Origin of the sequence: Neptunomonas marina, from assembly GCF_004005935.1 — a bacterium.
Taxonomy (GTDB): Bacteria; Pseudomonadota; Gammaproteobacteria; order Pseudomonadales; family Balneatricaceae; genus Neptunomonas; species Neptunomonas marina.
In genome coordinates, this window is record NZ_SACQ01000002.1 from 95,755 (window position 1) to 115,224 (window position 19,470).

The window sequence follows — 19,470 nt, forward strand, 5'->3', positions numbered from 1 at the left end:
ACACCAACTTTAGCGCCCTGCTCTCTCATCAAGACCATCATCAGTTATCACCTCCGTAATAACAGGTGCATCGATATACTTCCCGACACACATCTCAAATGATGTTCCATCTGCATACACCACTGTTAAGCTAAACCCCTGACCGGGCTGATGGTTCAGTGCCAACATCCGCGACTGCCCAGATTCGAGTTGCAATAGCGTAATCTGCTCTTGCGTGTTCGCATTACCGTGCTGGATTTCGACACGCGCCAAACGTTGGCTACTTTGATTCGCGATCTGCACCCACAAAGGTTGATAATCGCCTTGCGGCTGGCAGGCACTCAGCCACACCCCCGCCAATAGAACCAGCGCTAGCCTGCCCATGTATCTGAGACACGACGAAACAGTGTTCCTCCACATGATGAGCACGGCGTCAATAAGCTGATATCGAGCAATTGCTCTTGCGCTTTGCATTGCTGACACTCCATGGTGCCCATCGCCGCGATCTCGCCCGCCATGTACTCGTCATTATCATTGGCAAGCTGCTCGCGCAGGCGCTCTTGATCCACCCGCGTCTGATCCGCCAATGCAATTAACCGGTTCACCAGCTCCGACTCGAGGATGTTCAGATCGAAGTTCAGCCATGCCGCGATACCTTCACCGGTTTCATGCGCGTAGTAACCTAACTGCTTCAAATCCCTTGTGAGGTAAGCTTTCAGGAGATCGACTTCATCACGCGTCATCTCTTGCGCAGTTAACTCGATCTCAACAGCCTCTTCGATCTGCTGCTGAATAAACTCCCACGATCGCTCTTCCGCTTTCTCCAAGCGCTCCGTTAAGCGATCTAAAGCGCGCCGGTATGCTTTGGTTGCTTGCCCCTCAGAAACAGGGGTTTTGTTGTCATCTTTATCCATGATTACCTCCGGAACAGCTCAAAATTGAGCAGCCTGCCGCTGTTTGTGGCGGGCCTTATAATGTATCCTATGCGCCATAACTTTAACTTTCCAGCAGTCCCCTCTGAAGTGAAAAAATCTTTCCACTTAGATGGGCAAGAGATCAATAAAGCGAACATGAACGAACAATATAACCCGCAAGATATTGAGTCCCAGGCACAGCAATTCTGGGAGGAGAACGACAGCTTCAAATGCACCGAAGACACCAGTAAAGAGAAGTTCTACTGCCTGTCTATGTTCCCATACCCAAGCGGCCGACTGCACATGGGACATGTTCGCAACTACACGATTGGTGATGTGATCTCACGCTATCAACGTATGCTGGGTAAAAATGTACTACAGCCGATGGGCTGGGATGCATTCGGCTTACCCGCTGAGAACGCGGCCATGAACAACAATGTCGCGCCTGCCAAGTGGACCTACGAGAACGTTGCGTACATGCGCAACCAGCTCAAACAGATGGGCTTTGGCTACGACTGGAACCGTGAGCTTGCAACTTGCCACCCAGAGTACTATCGCTGGGAACAGTGGTTCTTCACGCGTTTGATGGAAAAAGGGCTGGTTTACAAAAAAGAAGCGGAAGTAAACTGGGACCCAGTCGATCAAACCGTACTTGCTAACGAGCAGGTTATTGATGGTCGCGGTTGGCGCTCAGGCGCACTCGTTGAGCGCAAAAAGATCCCACAGTGGTTCCTTAAGATCACAGATTATGCAGACCAACTGTTAGACGACATCGACAAACTCGATGCATGGCCTGAGCAGGTGCGTACTCAGCAGCGCAACTGGATTGGACGCTCCCAAGGCGTAGAACTGATGTTCCACGTTGAAGACGGCAGCGACCTTGAAGTCTTCACCACGCGCCCAGACACGTTGATGGGCGTCACCTACGTAGCCGTTGCAGCCCAGCATCCACTGGCGCTGAAAGCTGCGCAAAATAACCCTGAATTAGCGGCCTTCATTGAAGAGTGCAAAAACGTCAAAGTTGCGGAAGCCGATATGGCAACAATGGAGAAGCGCGGTATGGCGCTCGGCTTCACCGCTAAGCACCCGCTAACCGGCGAAGACGTACCAGTCTGGACAGCCAACTTTGTCTTGATGGACTACGGCTCGGGTGCCGTGATGGCAGTACCGGGCCATGACCAACGCGACTGGGAGTTTGCGACTAAATACGGCCTACCGATCAAGCAAGTTATCCAGCCAACGGATAAAAACATCGCAGTTGATCTCACCAAAGAGGCTTTCACTGACAAAGGCACTTTGATCAACTCGGGCGATTTCGATGACCTAGAGTTCGATGTGGCCTTTAAAGCGATTGCGTCTGAACTTGAGCGCCAAAAGAAAGGCAAGGTAACGATCAACTACCGCCTACGTGACTGGGGTGTCTCTCGCCAGCGCTACTGGGGTACGCCAATCCCAGTCATTAACTGTGCAAGCTGTGGTTCGGTACCTGTGCCAGAAGATCAGCTACCAGTTGTGCTACCAGAAGACGTTGAGTTTGATGGCAGCGGTTCACCCATCAAGAAGATGGCGAGCTTTATCGAAACAACCTGCCCGAAATGTGGTGGCGCTGCTGAACGCGAGACTGACACGTTCGATACTTTCATGGAATCGAGCTGGTACTACGCACGCTATGCCAGCCGCCACACTGAAAATGCGATGCTTGATCCAGAAGCCGCTAATTACTGGCTGCCTGTCGACCAATACATTGGCGGTATCGAGCATGCCATCTTACACCTGCTCTACTCTCGCTTCTTCCACAAACTGATGCGCGATGAAGGCCTTGTAAACTCTGATGAGCCATTCACTCGTCTGCTTTGTCAGGGCATGGTACTGGCCGATACTTACTACCGCGAAGATGATAAGGGCGGCAAAATCTGGATCGCGCCAACCGATGTTATCACTGAAAAAGATGACAAGGGCCGTGTCATCAACGCTCGTCACAAAGACGACGGCGAAGCGGTGATGCCAGCTGGCGTGACGAAAATGTCGAAATCCAAAAACAACGGTATCGATCCACAAGTGATGATCGATCGCTATGGTGCGGACACCGTGCGTCTATTTATGATGTTCGCAGCCCCACCAGAGCAATCGCTGGAGTGGTCGGACTCAGGTGTTGAAGGTGCAAACCGTTTCCTACGTCGCTTATGGAAGCAGGTGAACGACCACCTAGCAGGCGGAGCGGACGTAGCCGCGTTGGACACAGCGCAACTCAACAACACCCAGCAAGAACTACGCCGTAAAGTTCATGAGACGATCAAGAAAGTCTCTGACGATATCGAGCGCCGCCAGACCTTCAATACAGCTATTGCAGCGGTCATGGAGCTGTTAAACGCCGTTACGAAGTTCGTTGATGATAGCGAACAGGGCCGCGCTGTGATGCGTGAAGCACTGGAGGCAACCATCCAACTGCTAGCACCTATTGTGCCGCACATCACCCACCAACTTTGGCACGAGCTTGGTCATCAAGATGACCTGCTTAGCACAGCATGGCCTGCTTTTGACGAAGCAGCACTCGTTCGTTCTTCGATCGAGATGGTGGTACAGGTAAACGGTAAGGTTCGCGCCAAGATCGAAGTGGCTGCAGACGCTGACCAAGATATCGTGCTACATACTGCGCTGGGTAACGAGAACGTACAGCGCTTTATGGGTGACAAAACGATCCGTAAGAAAATTGTTGTACCAGGTAAGCTGGTCAACATTGTTGTCGGTTAAGTAGGAGAAAAAGCGTGCAAAGGACAGGTGTATGGTTAAAGGCTAGCGCACTGGTGCTGATCACCGCGATCATCGCAGGCTGCGGTTTTAAATTGCGCGGGGCGCTCGATGTGCCTATTGCAGCAACCGAGCTAAGGTTAACGCTACCCAAAAATACACCTGATGCCTTTGAGCACTTTTTAATGCTCACCATTGCTGAGCAAGGTATCCGCATCACAGGCGATGCGGATTACCAGATCAAGATCGACAAAATCTATGAGAATCGCCGCTCCATCACGCTGGATGAAAAAGCGAACGTAGATGAGTACGAGCTATTAAAGCTCGTCAGTTTCGAGATACTGGATCGCGAAGAGAAGGTTATTGCAACGAAGCTGCAAGCGCGCACGGAACGTATCTATGACTACGATGCCGATGCTGCAACCGCCAGCCTTGCGCAAGAGCAGCAGATCCAGCAAGAGATGTGGCAAACCCTTTCGACGCGGATCTTGCGTCAATATATCGCCCAAATACGCCAGCTAGAAGCGACGCGTTAATGAAGCTCTCCGCTGAGCAGCTAGGTGCAGAGCTGAAACGCGGCATTGCACCTATCTACCTAGTCACAGGAGATGAGCCCCTTATCATCGAAGAGTCTTGCGATCTTATCCGCCAAGCGCTGCGCGCAAAAGGATTTGAAGAGCGTGAGGTCCTGCATGTGGACGGGCAGTTTTCATGGGAGTATCTGCTCGAGTGTGCCAATGCGCTCTCTTTATTTGCTAGTCAAAAGCTGATCGAGATCCGCCTGGGCTCTCAAAAGGTGAATAAAAAAGCGAGCGAGATCATTCAGGAGTATGCCGCCCATGCGCCTGAAGACAACGTTCTGCTTATCATTGCGGATAAACAAGATGCGAATACCAAAAAGTCGGCTTGGTATAAGCTGATCGAAAAATCTGGGGTACTTCTTGAAGTATGGCCGGTTGAGATCAATCAACTGCCAGGCTGGATACGCCATCGTGCAGCAAGCCAACAACTCAGCCTTGATGATGGCGCCATTCAACTACTGTGTGACCGCGTTGAGGGCAATCTGCTCGCAGCCAAACAAGAGCTTGAGAAGTTAGCGCTACTGCACCCACAAAGCACACTGACGGCTGACGATATTATCGCCACCGTGTCAGATAGCTCGCGCTACGATGTGTATGGTCTTATGGACGCTATCGCGCTGGGCCAAAGCGAGCGCTGTATCAAGATCATCAATGTGCTACACCAAGAAGGTACAGAGCCGCCCATTATTCTGTGGGCATTGAGCAAAGAGATTCGCTCATTATATGCCATTAAACAGGGGCTCGAGCGCGGCCAAAGCTACGATATGCTGTGCAAGAAAGAGCGTATTTGGGGCAAAAAGAAAGCGGTAATGAAACGCTGCGCTGATCGTTTAAGCACACAAACACTGCACCAGCTTATTACCTCTTGCCACGAGTTGGATCGTGTTATTAAAGGCATCAGCCAAGGCTCACCTTGGTTATTGCTTAACGATATTAGCGTGCGCTTATGTGGTGGGCCGATTAAACTCCCTATGCCCCATTAGACAGACTCTCCTATACTTAGATCACCTCCACTGACTACGGGTGATCCTATGTCACGCTTAGCTAAACCCCTCGCCTTCTTGGCCACTGCTATCCTTTTAAGTGGATGCTGGGAACAGGACCCTAACACCTTACGTAAAGGCGATGACCTCTACGCCTACTACTGTGAAGCGTGCCATGTGGAGTCGGGGGCGGGAGCAGATCTTGCCAAACGTAGCAGCAATACCCCGTTAAAGAGTCACGAAGTACTGCTGTTAATGACTTACGGCAACAGCAAAATTGCAGCGCATCGAACACCGATGTTTGCACATCTCACTGAACAACAAACGGACGCTATTGCCGAGTACGTGAGCAGGTTTAAATAGCCTACTCAGCGAGCGTATGAACCACTTCACTCGCAAGCTTGATATTATCGTGCAGCGGGCAGCGATCACACACCTCATCTAAGAACGCTTGTTTTTGCGCAGAGCTCAAATCAGCATCGATTTCAGCTGTTACACGCAAGGTTTGAAAGCCTGCGCGGCTTTCTGTTTCACGCCCCAATAACGCAGCAGGGTCATAATCACCCTCAACAGAGACCGCAAAGTGGCGCAGCTCAATCTTCTGCTGTTTAGCGGCGATACGTCCAATCGTTGCAATGCAGCCACCTAAAGAGAACAGAAACATCTCTAGCGGCGTTGGGCCAAGGTCAGTACCACCACCGGCAGCAGGCTGATCGATCGTCATCTGATGGCCACGAATATCGGCTGCTACTTTAAATGAATCGGTCATTTGCGCTTCAATACGCACTGTTTTTAGTACTGACATAGGAACCTCGCCTCGAGAATAAAACGCAATATATTAAATTAGTACAACTTAATATAGAAGCTAAAAATAAAGGAGCCGAAGCTCCTCTATTGATGCTAAAACAACCGTTAGCCTACCTTCTCACCTTTAGCTTGCAGATCGGCATGGTAGGAAGAGCGCACCAATGGGCCACTGGCGACATGGCTAAAACCAAGCTCCTTAGCGATAGCTGCGAATTCATCAAACTCTTGCGGTGTCACGAAACGATCAACCGGCAAGTGGTTGCGGCTTGGTTGCAGATACTGACCAATCGTTAGCATATCTACGTTGTGTGCTCGCAGATCGTGGAGCACTTGAATAATCTCTTCGTTGGTTTCACCAACACCCACCATAAGCCCCGACTTGGTGCGAATCTCTGGCTGGCGCTCTTTAAAGCCTTTGAGCAGGTCCAGCGACCATTGATAATCAGCGCCCGGGCGCACTTTCTTATAAAGGCGCGGTACTGTTTCAAGGTTATGGTTGAACACATCTGGTGGTGTTGCAGCAAGAATCTCAAGCGCTACATCCATACGGCCACGGAAATCTGGCACCAGTGTTTCGATTTGAATACTGTCTGAGCGTTTACGCGTTTCGATGATGCAGTTGGCGATATGCTGCGCTCCACCATCGCGTAGATCATCACGATCAACCGAGGTAATGACCACATAACGCAGCCCCATGTCGGTAATCGCTTCTGCCAACTCACGTGGCTCATCTTCAGCCAGAGGATTAGGACGACCATGAGCCACATCGCAGAACGGACAACGGCGTGTACAGATATCACCCATAATCATGAAAGTCGCTGTACCATGGCTAAAGCATTCGCCAATATTTGGACAGCTAGCTTCTTCACAAACGGAAGATAGTTTATGGTGGCGCAGCTTATCTTTAATACGTTTTACTTCTTGGCTCGAACCCATTCGAACCCGCAGCCATTCAGGCTTGCGCGGCATTTCGTCTTTTTCAGTGGGGATAACTTTTACGGGTATACGCGCTACCTTTTCTGCACCGCGTAACTTAACTCCCTGTTCTGCTGTTCCTTTGGGTGTCGTCTTACCAAGAGAATTCGCCATAAGCTTTACACATCCAAACTATTCTTATTCAATACTAAAGTATAACCAATTTTGCTCACAAAGTAATCGATCATACGGCGGCGCACCTCTTGGGGATCAACGCCAGGCACCAACGCCCCAAGTTGGGCCATCTGCATACCTGCGTATCCACACGGGTTAATGCGCAGAAAAGGCTCCATATCCATATCGATGTTCAAAGCCAATCCATGGAAGGTACACCCTTTACGCACCCTTAGCCCAAGCGATGCAATTTTTTGCTCATCTACATAAACACCCGGTGCGTCAGGCTTGGCATAGGATTCAATACCAAAGCTACGCAGTGTTTCGACAACGGCCTCTTCCATCATCGTAACCGCATCACGCACGCCAAATTTGTGGCGACGTAGATTCAATAACAGATAAACCACCAGCTGCCCCGGACCATGGTAAGTCACTTGGCCGCCACGATCGACCTGCACAACGGGTATATCGCCAGGGTTTAACAGGTGCTCCGCTTTACCAGCTTGCCCCTGCGTAAACACGGGTTCATGTTCCAGCAGCCATATCTCATCAGGCGTGCTTTCATCACGCTGATCAGTAAAGTGCTGCATCTTCTGCCAAGTCGGTTCATAAGGTTCAACACCGAGCTGACGAATAATGACTTGGCTATCCATCAGATAACGATCTTGATGCTGTCATGAGCAATCAGCTCTTCATGCATCGCCTTTAACTGGGCTTCGCCGGTAGCGGTGATGGAGAAGCGTACCGACCGAAAGCTGCCCTTACTGCTATCTTGAAAGGTAACGGTAGTTTCATCGAAGTCCGGAGCATGCTTGCGCACGATATCTAAAACGAGAACATGCAACTCATCAGACTTGTTACCCACAACCTTGATTGGGTAATTTTCACATGGAAATTCAATTTTTGGTGGTTCTTGATTTGTCATAGGGACTCCCCCGTCATCAGGCCTTGTTGATAACGAGTAAATAACTTAAACATTTGTAACCAAAGCGGCCCCTTTTGGCCGCCAGCAATGGGGTGTTCGTCAACTGCGGTCACAGGTAACACGCCACGTGTTGAACTGGTAATCCATACCTCATCTGCGCCAATCAGCCGCTCATAGCTGATATTACTCTCTGTGACCTGTACGCCGTGCTGCTGGGCAAGCTCCAATACGAGCGCTCGCGTTGTGCCGCTGAGTATTCCTTTATGCAGAGGTGGCGTAATAACATGCCCTTGCTCCACGATAAATACATTGCTGCTGGAGCCTTCGTTAATCCAGCCCTCTTTCTGCAATAGCGCTTCAGCCGCTCCCGCTTCATGCGCCTGTCGCATTGCCAAAATATTCGCCAACAGGCCATTGGCTTTAATATCGCAACGTTGCCAGCGCAGATCATCGGTTACGATGACACGAGCGCCTTCAATCACCTCAGGGCCGGTTTCATAAATAGGCGCTATCGGCTGACAGCACGCAAACACCGTAGGCGTGATATCTGCTGTTACCGCGTGGCTACGCTTACCTGCGTTACCGCGCGTAATCTGCACATAGACAGACACGTTTCCACCGCCGTTTTGAGCCACAAGCTTATTGAGCGCTTCATCGAGGTTATCACTGTGAGGGATTTGCAGTGCATCAAGGCTGTGCGCCAGACGCGCTAAATGCTCCTCAAGACGAAAACCAACACCTTGATAAAAAGGGATAACCTCATACACGCTATCACCAAACAGAAAACCACGATCAAAGACCGATACTTTCGCTTGATCAGCGGGCAGAAATGCACCGTCCAGATAGACGATTTCCATAGTGCAGCCCTCATAAATAAAAACGCCCACATCATACGATGTGGGCATCTAAGAGCAAAATCAATAAGGGATTTAACTTAGCCGATCAGATTAATGAAGAACAGCATGATCGAGTGCCAGATCTTTTTCAGCAGGCCACCTTCAGATACATCTTCCAGTGCGATCAATGGGACCGCAGACACCTCTTCACCATTTAGCATCACGCGCACAACACCGTAGTTCTCGCCTGCAACCACCGGCGCTTTGATGACTTTATCCACATCCAGTGTTGCTTCTAGCTGATCAGCCTGGCCACGAGGGATAGTGACTGAAAGCTCACTACCAAGGCCTAAGCGCACGCTATCTTGCAAACCACCCCAAACCTGAGCTGAGTTTAATACCTCATCAGCATTGTAAAGCTTGTGAGTACGGTAGTAACGGAAGGCATACGCCAAGATTTTTTGGCTCTCTTGGGCACGTGCTTCCTCGCTAGAGGTGCCCATCACAACCGAGATAAGACGCATACCATCACGCTTGGCAGACGCGACAAGGCAGTAACCCGCCTCTTCAGTATGGCCTGTTTTGATACCATCAACCGTACGGTCACGCCACAGCAACTTGTTGCGGTTTGGCTGACGAATCTTGTTATACGTAAAGTACTTCTCAGAATAGATACCGTAGTGTTGTGGGAACTGCTGAATAATCGCTTTGGCTAGGATTGCCATATCAGCCGCCGATGAGTAGTGATCTTCCGCTGGCAAACCCGTTGCGTTAGCAAAGTGAGTGTTTGTCATACCCAGCAGCTGAGCATGCTGGTTCATGAGGTCTGCAAAAGCTGACTCACTACCCGCAATATGCTCTGCCACAGCAACCGATGCATCGTTACCTGACTGAATGATGATACCTTTCAGAAGATCCCCAAGCTTGACCTGAGTACCCTCTTTAATAAACATGCGCGAACCCGGCGTGCGCCATGCTTTTTCGCTCACCAGTACCAGATCCTCTTCGCTGACGTTGCCTTTCGTTAGCTCATACTCAACGATATAGCTGGTCATCATCTTCGTTAAGCTGGCTGGCGCAAAACGCTCATCCGCTTTTTCATCAAGAATGACTTTGCCAGTATCAGCATCCATTACAAGGTACGAGCGCGCAGCAACAGTAGGCGCAGACGGAATGAGCGCAGTCGCCGCATGCAGATGCCCAGCAAACACGATTAAAAGGAAGAAACTCAACAAGGCAGAAGGCATTCGTTGCACAATAAATTCCTGATTCATTTACCAAAATTAGTTCAGATAGACGGCGCAATACGCGAAAAGTTCTACTCTACCGGCGTCATTGGGGTAAGTCCACCAGACGCGCGCCAGTGACACCCAACGTTGCTAAGCGCTTTAGTGTTTGCTCAATAAGCGGGTCGGATTTCAGCGGCCCCACATAGACACGATACAACAAACCTTGTGCCGCTTGCGTCGAAACAACTTTGCCAGGCAACGCCAGTTGCTGCTCAAGCCGCGCAGCTAAAGCCCGTGCATTGGCCTCATTGGAAAAAGCTCCCGCTTGAACGAACCGGCCCAACGTGGGCGCTGGTGTAGGCGGCTCTGCAGCTAATACTTGCTGGCTCGACTGCCAACGCGCAGGATCGATCGCCTCGACTTCAACCTGAGCCGTTCCCTGCGCAAGCATACCTAGCTTAGAAGCCGCGGCATAAGAGAGATCAATAATACGTCCGGGGTGAAACGGGCCACGATCATTAACGCGCACAATCACTTGACGACCGTTGGCAAGGTTAGTCACCTTGACAAACGTGGGTAGCGGCAACGATTTGTGAGCTGCACTCATCGCATACATGTCGTAACGCTCGCCGTTTGAAGTGAGGTGCCCATGGAACTTCTTACCGTACCAAGAGGCTCCGCCACGCTCTTTATAGCCAAGCGATGACGGCATGATGTGATAGGTTTTGCCAAGCACACGATAAGGGCTTTTGTTACCACCACGGCTCTTCGGCTCAACGCGAGGCACCGCGTCCTTTACATGTGACACATCTACAGGACTCTTAGGCCCATAGTCATGTTCAACGCTATAGCGACTCTTGGGCTTACTCGAACAACCCGCCAGCACAACGGCGATCAGTGTTACCAAAACTCCATAACGAACCATCTCTAACCTCCGCGATAAGCGTGTGCGACTGCTTGGCTAAGCTCATGTACCGCCATCGCGTAAAGTCGGCTGCGGTTATAGCGTGTAATGACGTAATAGTTGTTAAAACCTAGGTAATAGTCGGTTTTTTCGCCGCTGCGCATAGCCAACAAAACCGCCGGATCGTTGGCGATCTCACTCTGCTCAATGACGACTCCTTCAGCCAACCAGTGAGCCAGTGCACGGCTCGGCTTTAAACCCGTATTGATATCAGTGGGCTCGCCACGCGGCACCGTTACCGGTAACACGACTGGCTCACCCGAGGCCCAGCCATGCTGTTTGAAATAGTTCGCAACGCTGCCGATAGCATCGGTAGTATTGCGCCACATATCGCGCTTACCATCGCCGTCAAAGTCGATCGCATACGCTAAGAAACTTGAAGGAATAAACTGCCCATACCCCATGGCACCGGCATAGGAGCTTTTAAAGCTATCAATAGCTTTGCCCTCTTGAGCCGCGACGGTCATCAGGTCTTTCAACTGGCCACGAAAAAACTCACCACGACGCGGATAGTCGAACCCCAACGTAGCCAACGCATCCACCGCACGGTAGTTACCCATGATGCGACCATAATGGGTCTCGACGCCGATGATCGAGACGATCACCTCAGCAGGCACACCGTAGGTTGCTTCGGCTTTCTGCAATGCTGCAGCATTTTGTTGCCAAAAAGTCACACCACGACTGATCCGCTTCTTGGTCATAAAGATCTTGCGGTAGCCGCCCCAGTCTAGACGCTTCTCAGCAGGTCGGCTCATCGCATCGAGAATCGATTGTTGCTTTTTAGCCACCGATAGTACTTTCTCGACCTCTGTCTTCTCGATACCTTGAGAGACTAACGTATCCATCCAAGCTTTAGCTTCGGGGTGCTGCAGGTAGCTCGCTTGCGCGCCACTTGCAAAGGCCATCAATACACCAATCCACCATCCTGCTCTTTGCAACATCCTATTCATCCTTATTCGCACTAGCGTAATAGCATCTGTTTATGGGTATGCATCGACATCAAAATACCGAAACCCGCCATCAAGGTCACGATGGACGTACCACCGTAGCTCACCATCGGAAGCGGCACCCCAACAACAGGGAGCAGCCCGCTCACCATACCAATGTTGACAAAAACATAGACAAAAAACGTGAGCACGATACTGCCAGCAACTAATCGACCAAAGCAATCCTGAATCTGCGCAGCCATCCACAGCCCACGGCCGATGATCAAGATATACACCGCTAGCAGTAGGATGACACCGATCATGCCAAGCTCTTCGGCAATAACAGCGATAATAAAGTCAGTATGAGACTCGGGCAAAAAGTCGAGTTGCGACTGAGTGCCAGACAGCCAGCCTTTACCCCAAACACCACCCGAACCGATCGCCGTTTTCGATTGGATAATGTTCCAACCTGAACCCAGTGGGTCGCTTTCCGGGTCTAAGAACGTCAGTACACGTTGGCGCTGATAATCTTTCATAACCATCCAAAGGCCCGGCAACGCAGCCCCTGCTGCGCCCAATGCCGCAAAGATATAGCGCCAACGAATACCGGAGAACAACAGCACGAAAATGCCTGATGCAGCAATCAAAAGTGATGTACCGAGATCCGGCTGCTTCATGATCAGCACCGTAGGCAGGCCGATCATCACCAAGCTCCAGAAACAGTGCTTCAAGCTTGGTGGTAGCGGCCGCTTCGCAAGATAGGCAGCAATCATCAGCGGCAGAATCAGTTTCATAATTTCAGAGGGCTGGAAGCGAAAACCGGGTAAAGCCAACCAGCGCTGTGCTCCTTTTGCGCCAACCCCAAACAGTATTACACCAACGAGCAGCAGAACACCGACGCCATACACCCATGGTGCCCAGCGCGCCATTAGACGAGGGCTAAACTGAGCCAAAACCACTAGCGCCACGAAGCCCGCTCCCATGCGCACCGCCTGACGTGAGACGTAGGCCACATCTTTGCCAGATGCACTGTATAGAATAAACAAACCAAATCCACACAGCAGCGCCAATAGCGCCAACATCCAGCCATCAAGGTGAGTGTAGCTCCACCAACTAGGCTTACGTTGCAGGTGATGCCCAGACTCAGGCATCGAGCGTTCGAAATCCCGGCTACTCACTCGCCACCTCCGGTTTAGGCTCTAGATCATCACCTAACAGATATGCATCCATCACTTTGCGCGCCAACGGCGCAGCCGTGCTTGAGCCGCCTCCGCCATTCTCGACGATCACCGCTAAGGCAATTTTGGGATCTTCAGCGGGCGCGAAGGCGATAAAGAGCGCGTGGTCATGGAAACGCTTTTCAAGTTTATCTGCATCGTAGCGCTCATCTTGTTTGATACCAACGACCTGCGCAGTTCCCGTCTTACCGGCAATAGTGTATGGCGCATCAAGGCCGATCTTACGGGCAGTACCACGCTCGCCGTGTACCACTTCAACCATATTATCGACCGTTAAATCCCAAAACTCAGGGTGGTTAAGTTCAACATCTTTAGGATGCGATTGAGGGTTATCCAGCACCGGCATATTAAGCCCCACGCCACCGTCATCCAACGGTGTGCGCACGCCCTTCAACATTTTTGGCTGCACCCACTTACCACGGTTAGCCAACACAGCAGACGCTGTGGCTAGCTGCAATGGTGTAGCCACCAAGAACCCTTGCCCGATACTCAGGTTCAACGAATCACCGGGATACCAAGGTAAGCGACGCGTACGTTTTTTCCACTCACGAGACGGCAACACTGCGGGCAGCGCCTCTGGTAGGTCTAAACTGGTTACCTGACCAAAGCCAAAGCGGCCAAGGTAGTCAGACATATTATCAATACCCGTTTTGTAGCCAGCATCGTAGAACCAAACATCGCACGACTGCGCCATCGCCAGTTTCAGATCAACCTTGTTGCCGTGGCCACCACGTTTCCAGTCGCGATAACGACGCCCGCCCGGGCGTAGGCTATACCAGCCGGGATCACGCACAGTGTGGGTTTCAGGAACAGATTCACTGTCGATCGCCGCCAGCGCAGTAATCGGCTTCACAGTCGAACCCGGCGGATATCCGCCGCGCAAAGCACGGTTGAACAAAGGCAGATCTGGAGAGTCGCGTAAGCGGCTGTAGTCTTTTGTAGAGATGCCCGTAACAAATAGATTCGGGTCGTAACCGGGGGTCGAAACAAGCGCTAAGATATCACCCGTTTTCGGTTCAATAGCCACGATAGAGGCTTTCTCGCCTTGCAGCAGCTTTTCGGTAATCAGCTGTAAGCGCAGATCAATGGTGAGCTGCAGATCCTCACCCGGCACAGGATCAGTGCTCTCTAGGACACGCATCACGCGCCCACGGGCGTTCGTCTCCACCTTCTGCCAACCCACTTCGCCATGCAGGGTCGGCTCGTAGAACTTTTCGACACCCAGCTTGCCGATGTAGTGGGTAGCGGCGTAGTTATCTGGGTCTACCGCTGCAAGCTCACGCTGGTTAATCCGGCCAACGTAACCAAGTGCATGCACTAAGCTTTCGCCATAGGGGTAGTAGCGAATCAGGTTTGCTTCCACCTGCACACCGGGAAGGCGATGGTAGTTCACAGCGAGGCGTGCTATCTCCTCCTCAGTGAGGCGAAAACGCACCGGCACGCTCTCGTAAGGGCGACGGCGCTGCTTAAGACGCTTACGGAAGCGCTCAACCTCTTTATCTGTGATAGGGATCAGTTTACGCAGCTCTGCGAGTGTCGGTTCCAGCGCTTTACCCACCTCCTCTTTGAGGATGGTGACACTGTAGCTAGGCCGGTTATCGGCCAACAAAATGCCGTTGCGGTCGTAGATCAGACCCCGTGTTGGCGCCACGGGCTTGAGTTGCACGCGGTTGTTGTCCGACATAGCCGCGTAACGATCATGCTCGACCACCTGCAAATAGTACATCCGCCCCACTAGGACGCCGATCATTAGCAAGACAAACAGAAAAGCAAGCACGGCGCGAAAACGGAATGTGCGCCCCTCTTGATGGTGATCTTTAAAGCGTTCCGGTCGAGACATAGTTATTTATGGTAGGGGTGACCTTGATTGACGGTCCAAGCGCGATAAACCTGCTCAGCCAGCAGCACGCGCACTAAAGGGTGTGGCAAAGTTAATGGTGATAGCGACCACTTCTGGGTAGCGAGTGCGCTGCAACGTGGATCAAGCCCATCAGGCCCACCCACCAACAGCGCCACATTCTGGCCATCCATCTGCCAGCCGCTAAGGTGCTCAGCAAGATCTTCAGTCGACCAAGGTTTACCCAGCACCTCTAACGCCACAACGCGCTCGTTCTTACCGATCGCCGCGAGCATAGCATCGCCCTCTTGGCGAATCGCTTTCGCTTTGTCGCTGCTTTTGCCACGATGCCCCAAAGGTAGCTCCACGAGTTCAAGCGTCAGGTCGCGCGGTAAGCGCTTACTATACTCTTGATACCCCTGTTCAACCCACTTGGGCATTTTACCGCCAACAGCGAGTAAGCGAATTTTCATTAAGCTTGCTCCGCGCTTTGCTCATCATCCATTGGATCAAAGCGCCATAAGCGCTCTAGGTCATAGAAGCTGCGTGCGTCTGGCATCATCACGTGCAAAAGCACATCACCAAGATCAACCAGCACCCAGTCACCTACACCTTGACCTTCTGTACCGATAGGCTGCAGGCCTTCCTCTTTAACGTTGACCACAACCTCTTCGGCGATCGACATCACGTGGCGCTTGGATGTCCCGCAGGCGATCATCATGTAGTCCGTCACGCTCGATTTACCACGTACATCGATTACATCAATATCACGTGCTTTCATATCATCTAGTGCATTACGCACGATTTCGATCAGTTGCTCAGTTTGCATGTATTTTTCTTTACTCTTAAGTTGTTCTATAAAGCTGATTGTCATCGATGTAACGACGTACAGATTCTGGCAACAGGTATCTGGCAGACAACCCATCGTCAATCAGGTTCCTTATTTGTGTTGCTGATATCGCCAGCGGTGTTAGCTCATGAAAGCACACCACGCCCTGCGGGCGCGCCAGCAAAAGCGCTTTATCAGCCGTAATATGGCCATCCACCAGCGCCTTCAACGCATCACAAAAGTGCGCCTGATATCCGGGCCGAGCGACCACCAAAATATTGGCTAACGTCAGCAGTTCGCTAGCCCGAAACCATGTATGGAGTTTCAGGAACGCGTCCATCCCGACAATCATAATTAAAGGGGTATCTTCGCCATGCTGTTCACGCAGCTTTTCCAGAGTTAAAACTGTGTAGGAGTCATGGCTGGACTCAATTTCGAGCGCATTGCAGCCTAACGCAGGTTCGTCTGCAACCGCGTGTTGAACCATCGCTAAGCGGTGCTCAGCCGAAGAACCGGGTGATTCTCGATGCACCGGTACTTTGGCAGGCACAAGGTTAACCTTTGGAACATTCAGCCATTGCTGGATCTCTAGCGCCGTGCGCAAGTGGCCATGATGGATAGGATCAAAGGTCCCACCCATCATTACGTAAGGGCTTTTCATCCGTTACTTACGCACGTGCCCATCACCAAGAACGACATACTTTTGCGAGGTCAAACCCTCCAGCCCAACAGGGCCGCGAGCATGAATCTTATCAGTCGAGATACCGATTTCAGCACCTAAACCGTACTCAAATCCATCTGCAAAGCGTGTCGATGCGTTAATCATCACCGAGCTGGAATCCACCTCACGCAGGAAGCGACGCGACAGCGTATAGTTTTCTGTCACGATGGCATCCGTATGGTGAGAGCCATAGGCATTGATATGGCTAATCGCCTCATCCATGTCAGCAACGACTTTAATCGACAGGATCGGAGCAAGATATTCTGTGCTCCAGTCCTCTTCAGTCGCGGCATTGATCGTTGGTAAGTGCTCACGTGTCTTCTCACAGCCACGCAACTCCACACCCGCTGTCGCAAAGCCCACCGCTAACTCAGCCAAAGCCTCCGCAGCGGCTGCTTCGTGTACCAATAACGTTTCCATGGTGTTACACGTACCGTAGCGATGAGTTTTCGCGTTGAGGGCGATATTAACCGCCTTCGACATATCAGCCTGCGCATCAATGTAGACGTGGCAGATACCATCCAAATGTTTGATAACTGTCACCTTAGCATCGCGGCTAATACGCTCGATTAGGCCCTTACCGCCGCGCGGCACGATCACATCAACATACTCAGGCATCGTAATCAACTGGCCCACCGCTGCACGGTCCGTTGTCTCAACAACTTGTACCGTTTCAGCAGGTAAATCCGCCGCTTCCAAACCTTGCGCGATGCACGCTGCAACCGCTTGGTTGGAGTGGATCGCTTCAGAACCACCACGCAAGATCGTTGCATTACCCGACTTCAAACAAAGGCTTGCGGCTTCGACCGTCACATTCGGGCGTGATTCGTAAATGATACCGATGACGCCCAACGGCACGCGCATCTTACCCACTTGAATGCCAGAGGGGAGATAGTTCATGTCGGTAATACCGCCCACCGGGTCGGGCAATGCCGCAACCTGCTTCAACCCTTCGATCATGCCATCGATCGTCGCGGGCTTAAGCTCAAGGCGGTCCAACATTGCTGCGTCCAAACCATTCGCTGCACCCGCAGCTAGGTCTTTCGCATTCGCCTCAATCAGTGCGGGGCGGTTAGCATCCAGTGCTGCAGCCATTGCCAGCAGCGCTTGGTTCTTTTGGCCCGAGTCCGCACGAGCGATCAGCCGAGCCGCACGACGTGCCTGCTGACCCAACTTAACCATGTATTCTTCGACGTTCATTTCTCACCCTTCCACATTCAGTGAACCCAACATTATACAATGCTATTTGTGCGCGGTCATGAATTGCGCACAGAGAGTAACGATCTGTGGCGGTTGCTGGTATGATTCGCGGAATATCTGCCCTGATTCCAACCAAGCGGACCTCTATGCGCGCAAACACCAAACTCAAGACCCTACGCCCGTTACTGGTAACGGCCGCGATCCTTCTCTGTGGCTGGATAATGGTTAGTGTTTTCCTTAGTTTGATGGCAGATAAAACGATTCAAACCCAAACTCAGCATGCCGGCGAGCATATCGCGCGCCAAACTGCGATCTCGATTCAGCCCTACATTATTGCTGAAGATAAAATCAGTCTGAATTTCTATCTCTCCAATCTCCTTGAGATCCCATGGATTAGCGGTGCTGAGGTGATCGACGAAAACAACCAACGTTTGGCTCAAGCGGGTGACACCTCCCCTCAAACAATTGAAGTCACCCTTGGCGGAGCAAGCCTGAGTATTGGCACGCTTACCGTCCACCTTGACCCATCCAATGTGCGCGGGCAAACGGAGCGCTTGCTAATGCAAGCTGCGCTGCTCTCTTTGGTATCGATTGTCATTGCACTTATCGCACTGTGGTGGCTGCTAAAGCGCCAACCGGAAGCAACTCTTGAGCAGATAGAAACAAGCGCGCCGCAACATGCTGAAAAACTGTCCGATTTAGAAGAAACGGCGCTTGAAGCCGAAGCCGAAGCCGAAGCCGAAGCCGAAGCCGAAGCCGAAGCCGAAGATCAGCCTGAGCCATCGCCATTTGAAGCTCAACCACAGAACACCGCTGTGGATAACCATGATCTGATCGACCTGCTAAAACCTGAGTCCTTGCCAGCAATGCCACAGTTCACGCCCTCGCTTGGCGACCCTGAGCCCAAAGCGGAGCAACCCGAGATCACGCTGGAGCCCGCTCCTCAGTTAGCACCGAAGCAATCAACAGCACCCGCTGACCAGCCCAATCCGCTGCGGGTACATGAAAAAGCTCGCCAAGAGGAGCAGCTTGACCTTTACTCACTGGAACATGAACTGGAGCTCAGTATCGCGCCAGAGGAAGCTTCCTACCTGTTCTTGGTTGATGCCACAACCGGTCACGCTGACTATGTCGAACCGGAAGAGCACGAATACCTGCTACAAAGCTATGAAGCGCTCATGCGCAAGGTGGCTTCCATCTATGGTGGCCGCTTAGAAGTCACCGCCAGCGGCGACCTACAACTGTTCTTTGATGAACAAAGCGCCGACGACAGCCACGGCATCCACGGCCTGTGCGCAGCCAAGCTATATACGTTGCTTTATCGCGCTTTTAATCAGCAGCGCATCCGCGCCTTTAAGCCGGTACTTAATCTGCATATGGCGATCGTGCGCGGCAGCCGCGAAAAGATAAACCGCATCAAAGAGGAAGCGCTCTTCCTAACGCGCACCACACAATCCAACGATCTGATCAGCCACACAGCATTAACCGAAGCGAAGAAACTGAAGTCCACACTGTTATCTGGTGCAGAAGTTCGCCGCGAGGATGAAGATAAAGTCCTGATTATGTCGCTAGGCCAAACTTATCAGGATCTTCTCAAGAAACAGGCGGGCCATATACTCAATCGTAAAGAGAAAGCAGCAACGCCCAAAGATTAAGGTATAAAA

The 19,470-nt window shown here is 51.6% G+C and carries 21 protein-coding genes; 5 read left to right on the forward strand and 16 right to left on the reverse strand.

Going from position 1 to position 19,470, the window contains the following annotated elements:
• Positions 1 to 9: 9 nt before the first annotated feature.
• Together EOE65_RS05140 and EOE65_RS05145 are read right to left on the reverse strand one after the other, a co-directional pair.
• Positions 10 to 363 (reverse strand): hypothetical protein, encoded by a 354-nt coding sequence (locus tag EOE65_RS05140; RefSeq protein WP_127693233.1) that lies wholly within the window; start codon positions 361 to 363, stop codon positions 10 to 12.
• Entirely contained in the window at positions 351 to 893 is a 543-nt protein-coding gene (locus EOE65_RS05145; RefSeq protein ID WP_127693234.1) for a zinc ribbon-containing protein, read from the reverse strand. Before EOE65_RS05145 ends, EOE65_RS05140 begins: the two co-directional genes overlap by 13 nt.
• 156 nt (positions 894 to 1,049) lie before the next feature.
• On the opposite strand from EOE65_RS05145, the gene leuS reads away from it, so the two are divergent.
• The 4 genes from leuS to EOE65_RS05165 are packed head-to-tail and all read left to right on the forward strand — an operon-like array spanning position 1,050 to position 5,568.
• Positions 1,050 to 3,644, forward strand: a complete 2,595-nt coding sequence (gene leuS / locus EOE65_RS05150; protein ID WP_127693680.1) for a leucine--tRNA ligase — start codon at positions 1,050 to 1,052, stop codon at positions 3,642 to 3,644.
• 14 nt (positions 3,645 to 3,658) lie between these two features.
• The gene (locus EOE65_RS05155) at positions 3,659 to 4,177 is read left to right on the forward strand and encodes an LPS-assembly lipoprotein LptE (protein ID WP_127693235.1); all 519 of its coding nucleotides are present in this window, start codon (positions 3,659 to 3,661) and stop codon (positions 4,175 to 4,177) included.
• Positions 4,177 to 5,205 (forward strand): DNA polymerase III subunit delta, encoded by a 1,029-nt coding sequence (gene holA / locus EOE65_RS05160; protein ID WP_127693236.1) that lies wholly within the window; start codon positions 4,177 to 4,179, stop codon positions 5,203 to 5,205. The genes EOE65_RS05155 and holA overlap by 1 nt, the downstream gene beginning before the upstream one ends.
• A 48-nt stretch (positions 5,206 to 5,253) precedes the next feature.
• Entirely contained in the window at positions 5,254 to 5,568 is a 315-nt protein-coding gene (locus EOE65_RS05165) for a c-type cytochrome (RefSeq protein WP_127693237.1), read from the forward strand.
• A gap of 1 nt (position 5,569) precedes the next feature.
• Here the strand turns inward: EOE65_RS05165 and EOE65_RS05170 are convergent, their stop codons facing one another.
• The 14 genes from EOE65_RS05170 to EOE65_RS05235 form a co-directional block, all read right to left on the reverse strand.
• Positions 5,570 to 6,010, reverse strand: a complete 441-nt coding sequence (locus EOE65_RS05170; protein WP_127693238.1) for an OsmC family protein — start codon at positions 6,008 to 6,010, stop codon at positions 5,570 to 5,572.
• A 107-nt stretch (positions 6,011 to 6,117) separates the two neighbouring features.
• A complete protein-coding gene (gene lipA / locus EOE65_RS05175; RefSeq protein ID WP_127693239.1) occupies positions 6,118 to 7,101 on the reverse strand; it encodes a lipoyl synthase in 984 nt (327 codons plus the stop codon).
• Positions 7,102 to 7,106: 5 nt separating this feature from the next.
• Positions 7,107 to 7,754, reverse strand: a complete 648-nt coding sequence (lipB, locus tag EOE65_RS05180; RefSeq protein WP_127693240.1) for a lipoyl(octanoyl) transferase LipB — start codon at positions 7,752 to 7,754, stop codon at positions 7,107 to 7,109.
• The gene (locus EOE65_RS05185) at positions 7,754 to 8,026 is read right to left on the reverse strand and encodes a YbeD family protein (RefSeq protein ID WP_127693241.1); all 273 of its coding nucleotides are present in this window, start codon (positions 8,024 to 8,026) and stop codon (positions 7,754 to 7,756) included. The genes lipB and EOE65_RS05185 overlap by 1 nt, the downstream gene beginning before the upstream one ends.
• The gene (locus EOE65_RS05190) at positions 8,023 to 8,883 is read right to left on the reverse strand and encodes a D-amino acid aminotransferase (protein ID WP_127693242.1); all 861 of its coding nucleotides are present in this window, start codon (positions 8,881 to 8,883) and stop codon (positions 8,023 to 8,025) included. Before EOE65_RS05190 ends, EOE65_RS05185 begins: the two co-directional genes overlap by 4 nt.
• 77 nt (positions 8,884 to 8,960) lie before the next feature.
• On the reverse strand, positions 8,961 to 10,109 hold the full coding sequence (locus EOE65_RS05195; RefSeq protein ID WP_127693681.1) for a D-alanyl-D-alanine carboxypeptidase family protein: 1,149 nt from the start codon (positions 10,107 to 10,109) through the stop codon (positions 8,961 to 8,963).
• A gap of 85 nt (positions 10,110 to 10,194) precedes the next feature.
• Positions 10,195 to 11,016, reverse strand: coding sequence for a septal ring lytic transglycosylase RlpA family protein (locus tag EOE65_RS05200; protein WP_127693243.1), 822 nt, complete (start codon positions 11,014 to 11,016; stop codon positions 10,195 to 10,197).
• A 2-nt stretch (positions 11,017 to 11,018) separates the two neighbouring features.
• A complete protein-coding gene (gene mltB, locus EOE65_RS05205; protein WP_206052619.1) occupies positions 11,019 to 11,996 on the reverse strand; it encodes a lytic murein transglycosylase B in 978 nt (325 codons plus the stop codon).
• Between the two features lie 20 nt (positions 11,997 to 12,016).
• Entirely contained in the window at positions 12,017 to 13,159 is a 1,143-nt protein-coding gene (rodA, locus tag EOE65_RS05210; protein ID WP_127693245.1) for a rod shape-determining protein RodA, read from the reverse strand.
• Positions 13,152 to 15,059 carry a penicillin-binding protein 2 gene (mrdA, locus tag EOE65_RS05215; protein WP_127693246.1) on the reverse strand — a complete coding sequence of 636 codons (1,908 nt, stop codon included), beginning with the start codon at positions 15,057 to 15,059 and terminating at the stop codon, positions 13,152 to 13,154. Before mrdA ends, rodA begins: the two co-directional genes overlap by 8 nt.
• 2 nt (positions 15,060 to 15,061) lie before the next feature.
• Positions 15,062 to 15,529: a 23S rRNA (pseudouridine(1915)-N(3))-methyltransferase RlmH gene (gene rlmH, locus EOE65_RS05220; protein ID WP_127693247.1), complete on the reverse strand. Its 468-nt coding sequence runs from the start codon at positions 15,527 to 15,529 to the stop codon at positions 15,062 to 15,064.
• Positions 15,529 to 15,885 carry a ribosome silencing factor gene (rsfS, locus tag EOE65_RS05225; protein WP_127693248.1) on the reverse strand — a complete coding sequence of 119 codons (357 nt, stop codon included), beginning with the start codon at positions 15,883 to 15,885 and terminating at the stop codon, positions 15,529 to 15,531. Before rsfS ends, rlmH begins: the two co-directional genes overlap by 1 nt.
• Positions 15,886 to 15,901: 16 nt before the next feature.
• On the reverse strand, positions 15,902 to 16,546 hold the full coding sequence (gene nadD / locus EOE65_RS05230) for a nicotinate-nucleotide adenylyltransferase (protein ID WP_240656919.1): 645 nt from the start codon (positions 16,544 to 16,546) through the stop codon (positions 15,902 to 15,904).
• 3 nt (positions 16,547 to 16,549) lie between these two features.
• The gene (locus EOE65_RS05235; RefSeq protein WP_127693249.1) at positions 16,550 to 17,806 is read right to left on the reverse strand and encodes a glutamate-5-semialdehyde dehydrogenase; all 1,257 of its coding nucleotides are present in this window, start codon (positions 17,804 to 17,806) and stop codon (positions 16,550 to 16,552) included.
• Between the two features lie 86 nt (positions 17,807 to 17,892).
• On the opposite strand from EOE65_RS05235, the gene EOE65_RS18115 reads away from it, so the two are divergent.
• Entirely contained in the window at positions 17,893 to 19,461 is a 1,569-nt protein-coding gene (locus tag EOE65_RS18115; RefSeq protein WP_206052620.1) for a hypothetical protein, read from the forward strand.
• The last annotated feature ends 9 nt before the right edge of the window (positions 19,462 to 19,470 follow it).

Bases quoted from the DNA above. Each gene is read 5' to 3' on its own strand.
- EOE65_RS05170 (WP_127693238.1), bottom strand. From the start codon at position 6,010: ATGTCAGTACTAAAAACAGTGCGTATTGAAGCGCAAATGACCGATTCA.
- lipA (WP_127693239.1), bottom strand. From the start codon at position 7,101: ATGGCGAATTCTCTTGGTAAGACGACACCCAAAGGAACAGCAGAACAG.
- holA (WP_127693236.1), top strand. From the start codon at position 4,177: ATGAAGCTCTCCGCTGAGCAGCTAGGTGCAGAGCTGAAACGCGGCATT.
- EOE65_RS05190 (WP_127693242.1), bottom strand. From the start codon at position 8,883: ATGGAAATCGTCTATCTGGACGGTGCATTTCTGCCCGCTGATCAAGCG.
- leuS (WP_127693680.1), top strand. From the start codon at position 1,050: ATGAACGAACAATATAACCCGCAAGATATTGAGTCCCAGGCACAGCAA.
- EOE65_RS05235 (WP_127693249.1), bottom strand. From the start codon at position 17,806: ATGAACGTCGAAGAATACATGGTTAAGTTGGGTCAGCAGGCACGTCGT.
- EOE65_RS05200 (WP_127693243.1), bottom strand. From the start codon at position 11,016: ATGGTTCGTTATGGAGTTTTGGTAACACTGATCGCCGTTGTGCTGGCG.
- mltB (WP_206052619.1), bottom strand. From the start codon at position 11,996: ATGTTGCAAAGAGCAGGATGGTGGATTGGTGTATTGATGGCCTTTGCA.
- EOE65_RS05140 (WP_127693233.1), bottom strand. From the start codon at position 363: ATGGGCAGGCTAGCGCTGGTTCTATTGGCGGGGGTGTGGCTGAGTGCC.
- lipB (WP_127693240.1), bottom strand. From the start codon at position 7,754: ATGGATAGCCAAGTCATTATTCGTCAGCTCGGTGTTGAACCTTATGAA.
- rsfS (WP_127693248.1), bottom strand. From the start codon at position 15,885: ATGCAAACTGAGCAACTGATCGAAATCGTGCGTAATGCACTAGATGAT.
- mrdA (WP_127693246.1), bottom strand. From the start codon at position 15,059: ATGTCTCGACCGGAACGCTTTAAAGATCACCATCAAGAGGGGCGCACA.
- EOE65_RS05165 (WP_127693237.1), top strand. From the start codon at position 5,254: ATGTCACGCTTAGCTAAACCCCTCGCCTTCTTGGCCACTGCTATCCTT.
- nadD (WP_240656919.1), bottom strand. From the start codon at position 16,546: ATGAAAAGCCCTTACGTAATGATGGGTGGGACCTTTGATCCTATCCAT.
- EOE65_RS05195 (WP_127693681.1), bottom strand. From the start codon at position 10,109: ATGCCTTCTGCCTTGTTGAGTTTCTTCCTTTTAATCGTGTTTGCTGGG.
- EOE65_RS05145 (WP_127693234.1), bottom strand. From the start codon at position 893: ATGGATAAAGATGACAACAAAACCCCTGTTTCTGAGGGGCAAGCAACC.
- EOE65_RS05185 (WP_127693241.1), bottom strand. From the start codon at position 8,026: ATGACAAATCAAGAACCACCAAAAATTGAATTTCCATGTGAAAATTAC.
- rlmH (WP_127693247.1), bottom strand. From the start codon at position 15,529: ATGAAAATTCGCTTACTCGCTGTTGGCGGTAAAATGCCCAAGTGGGTT.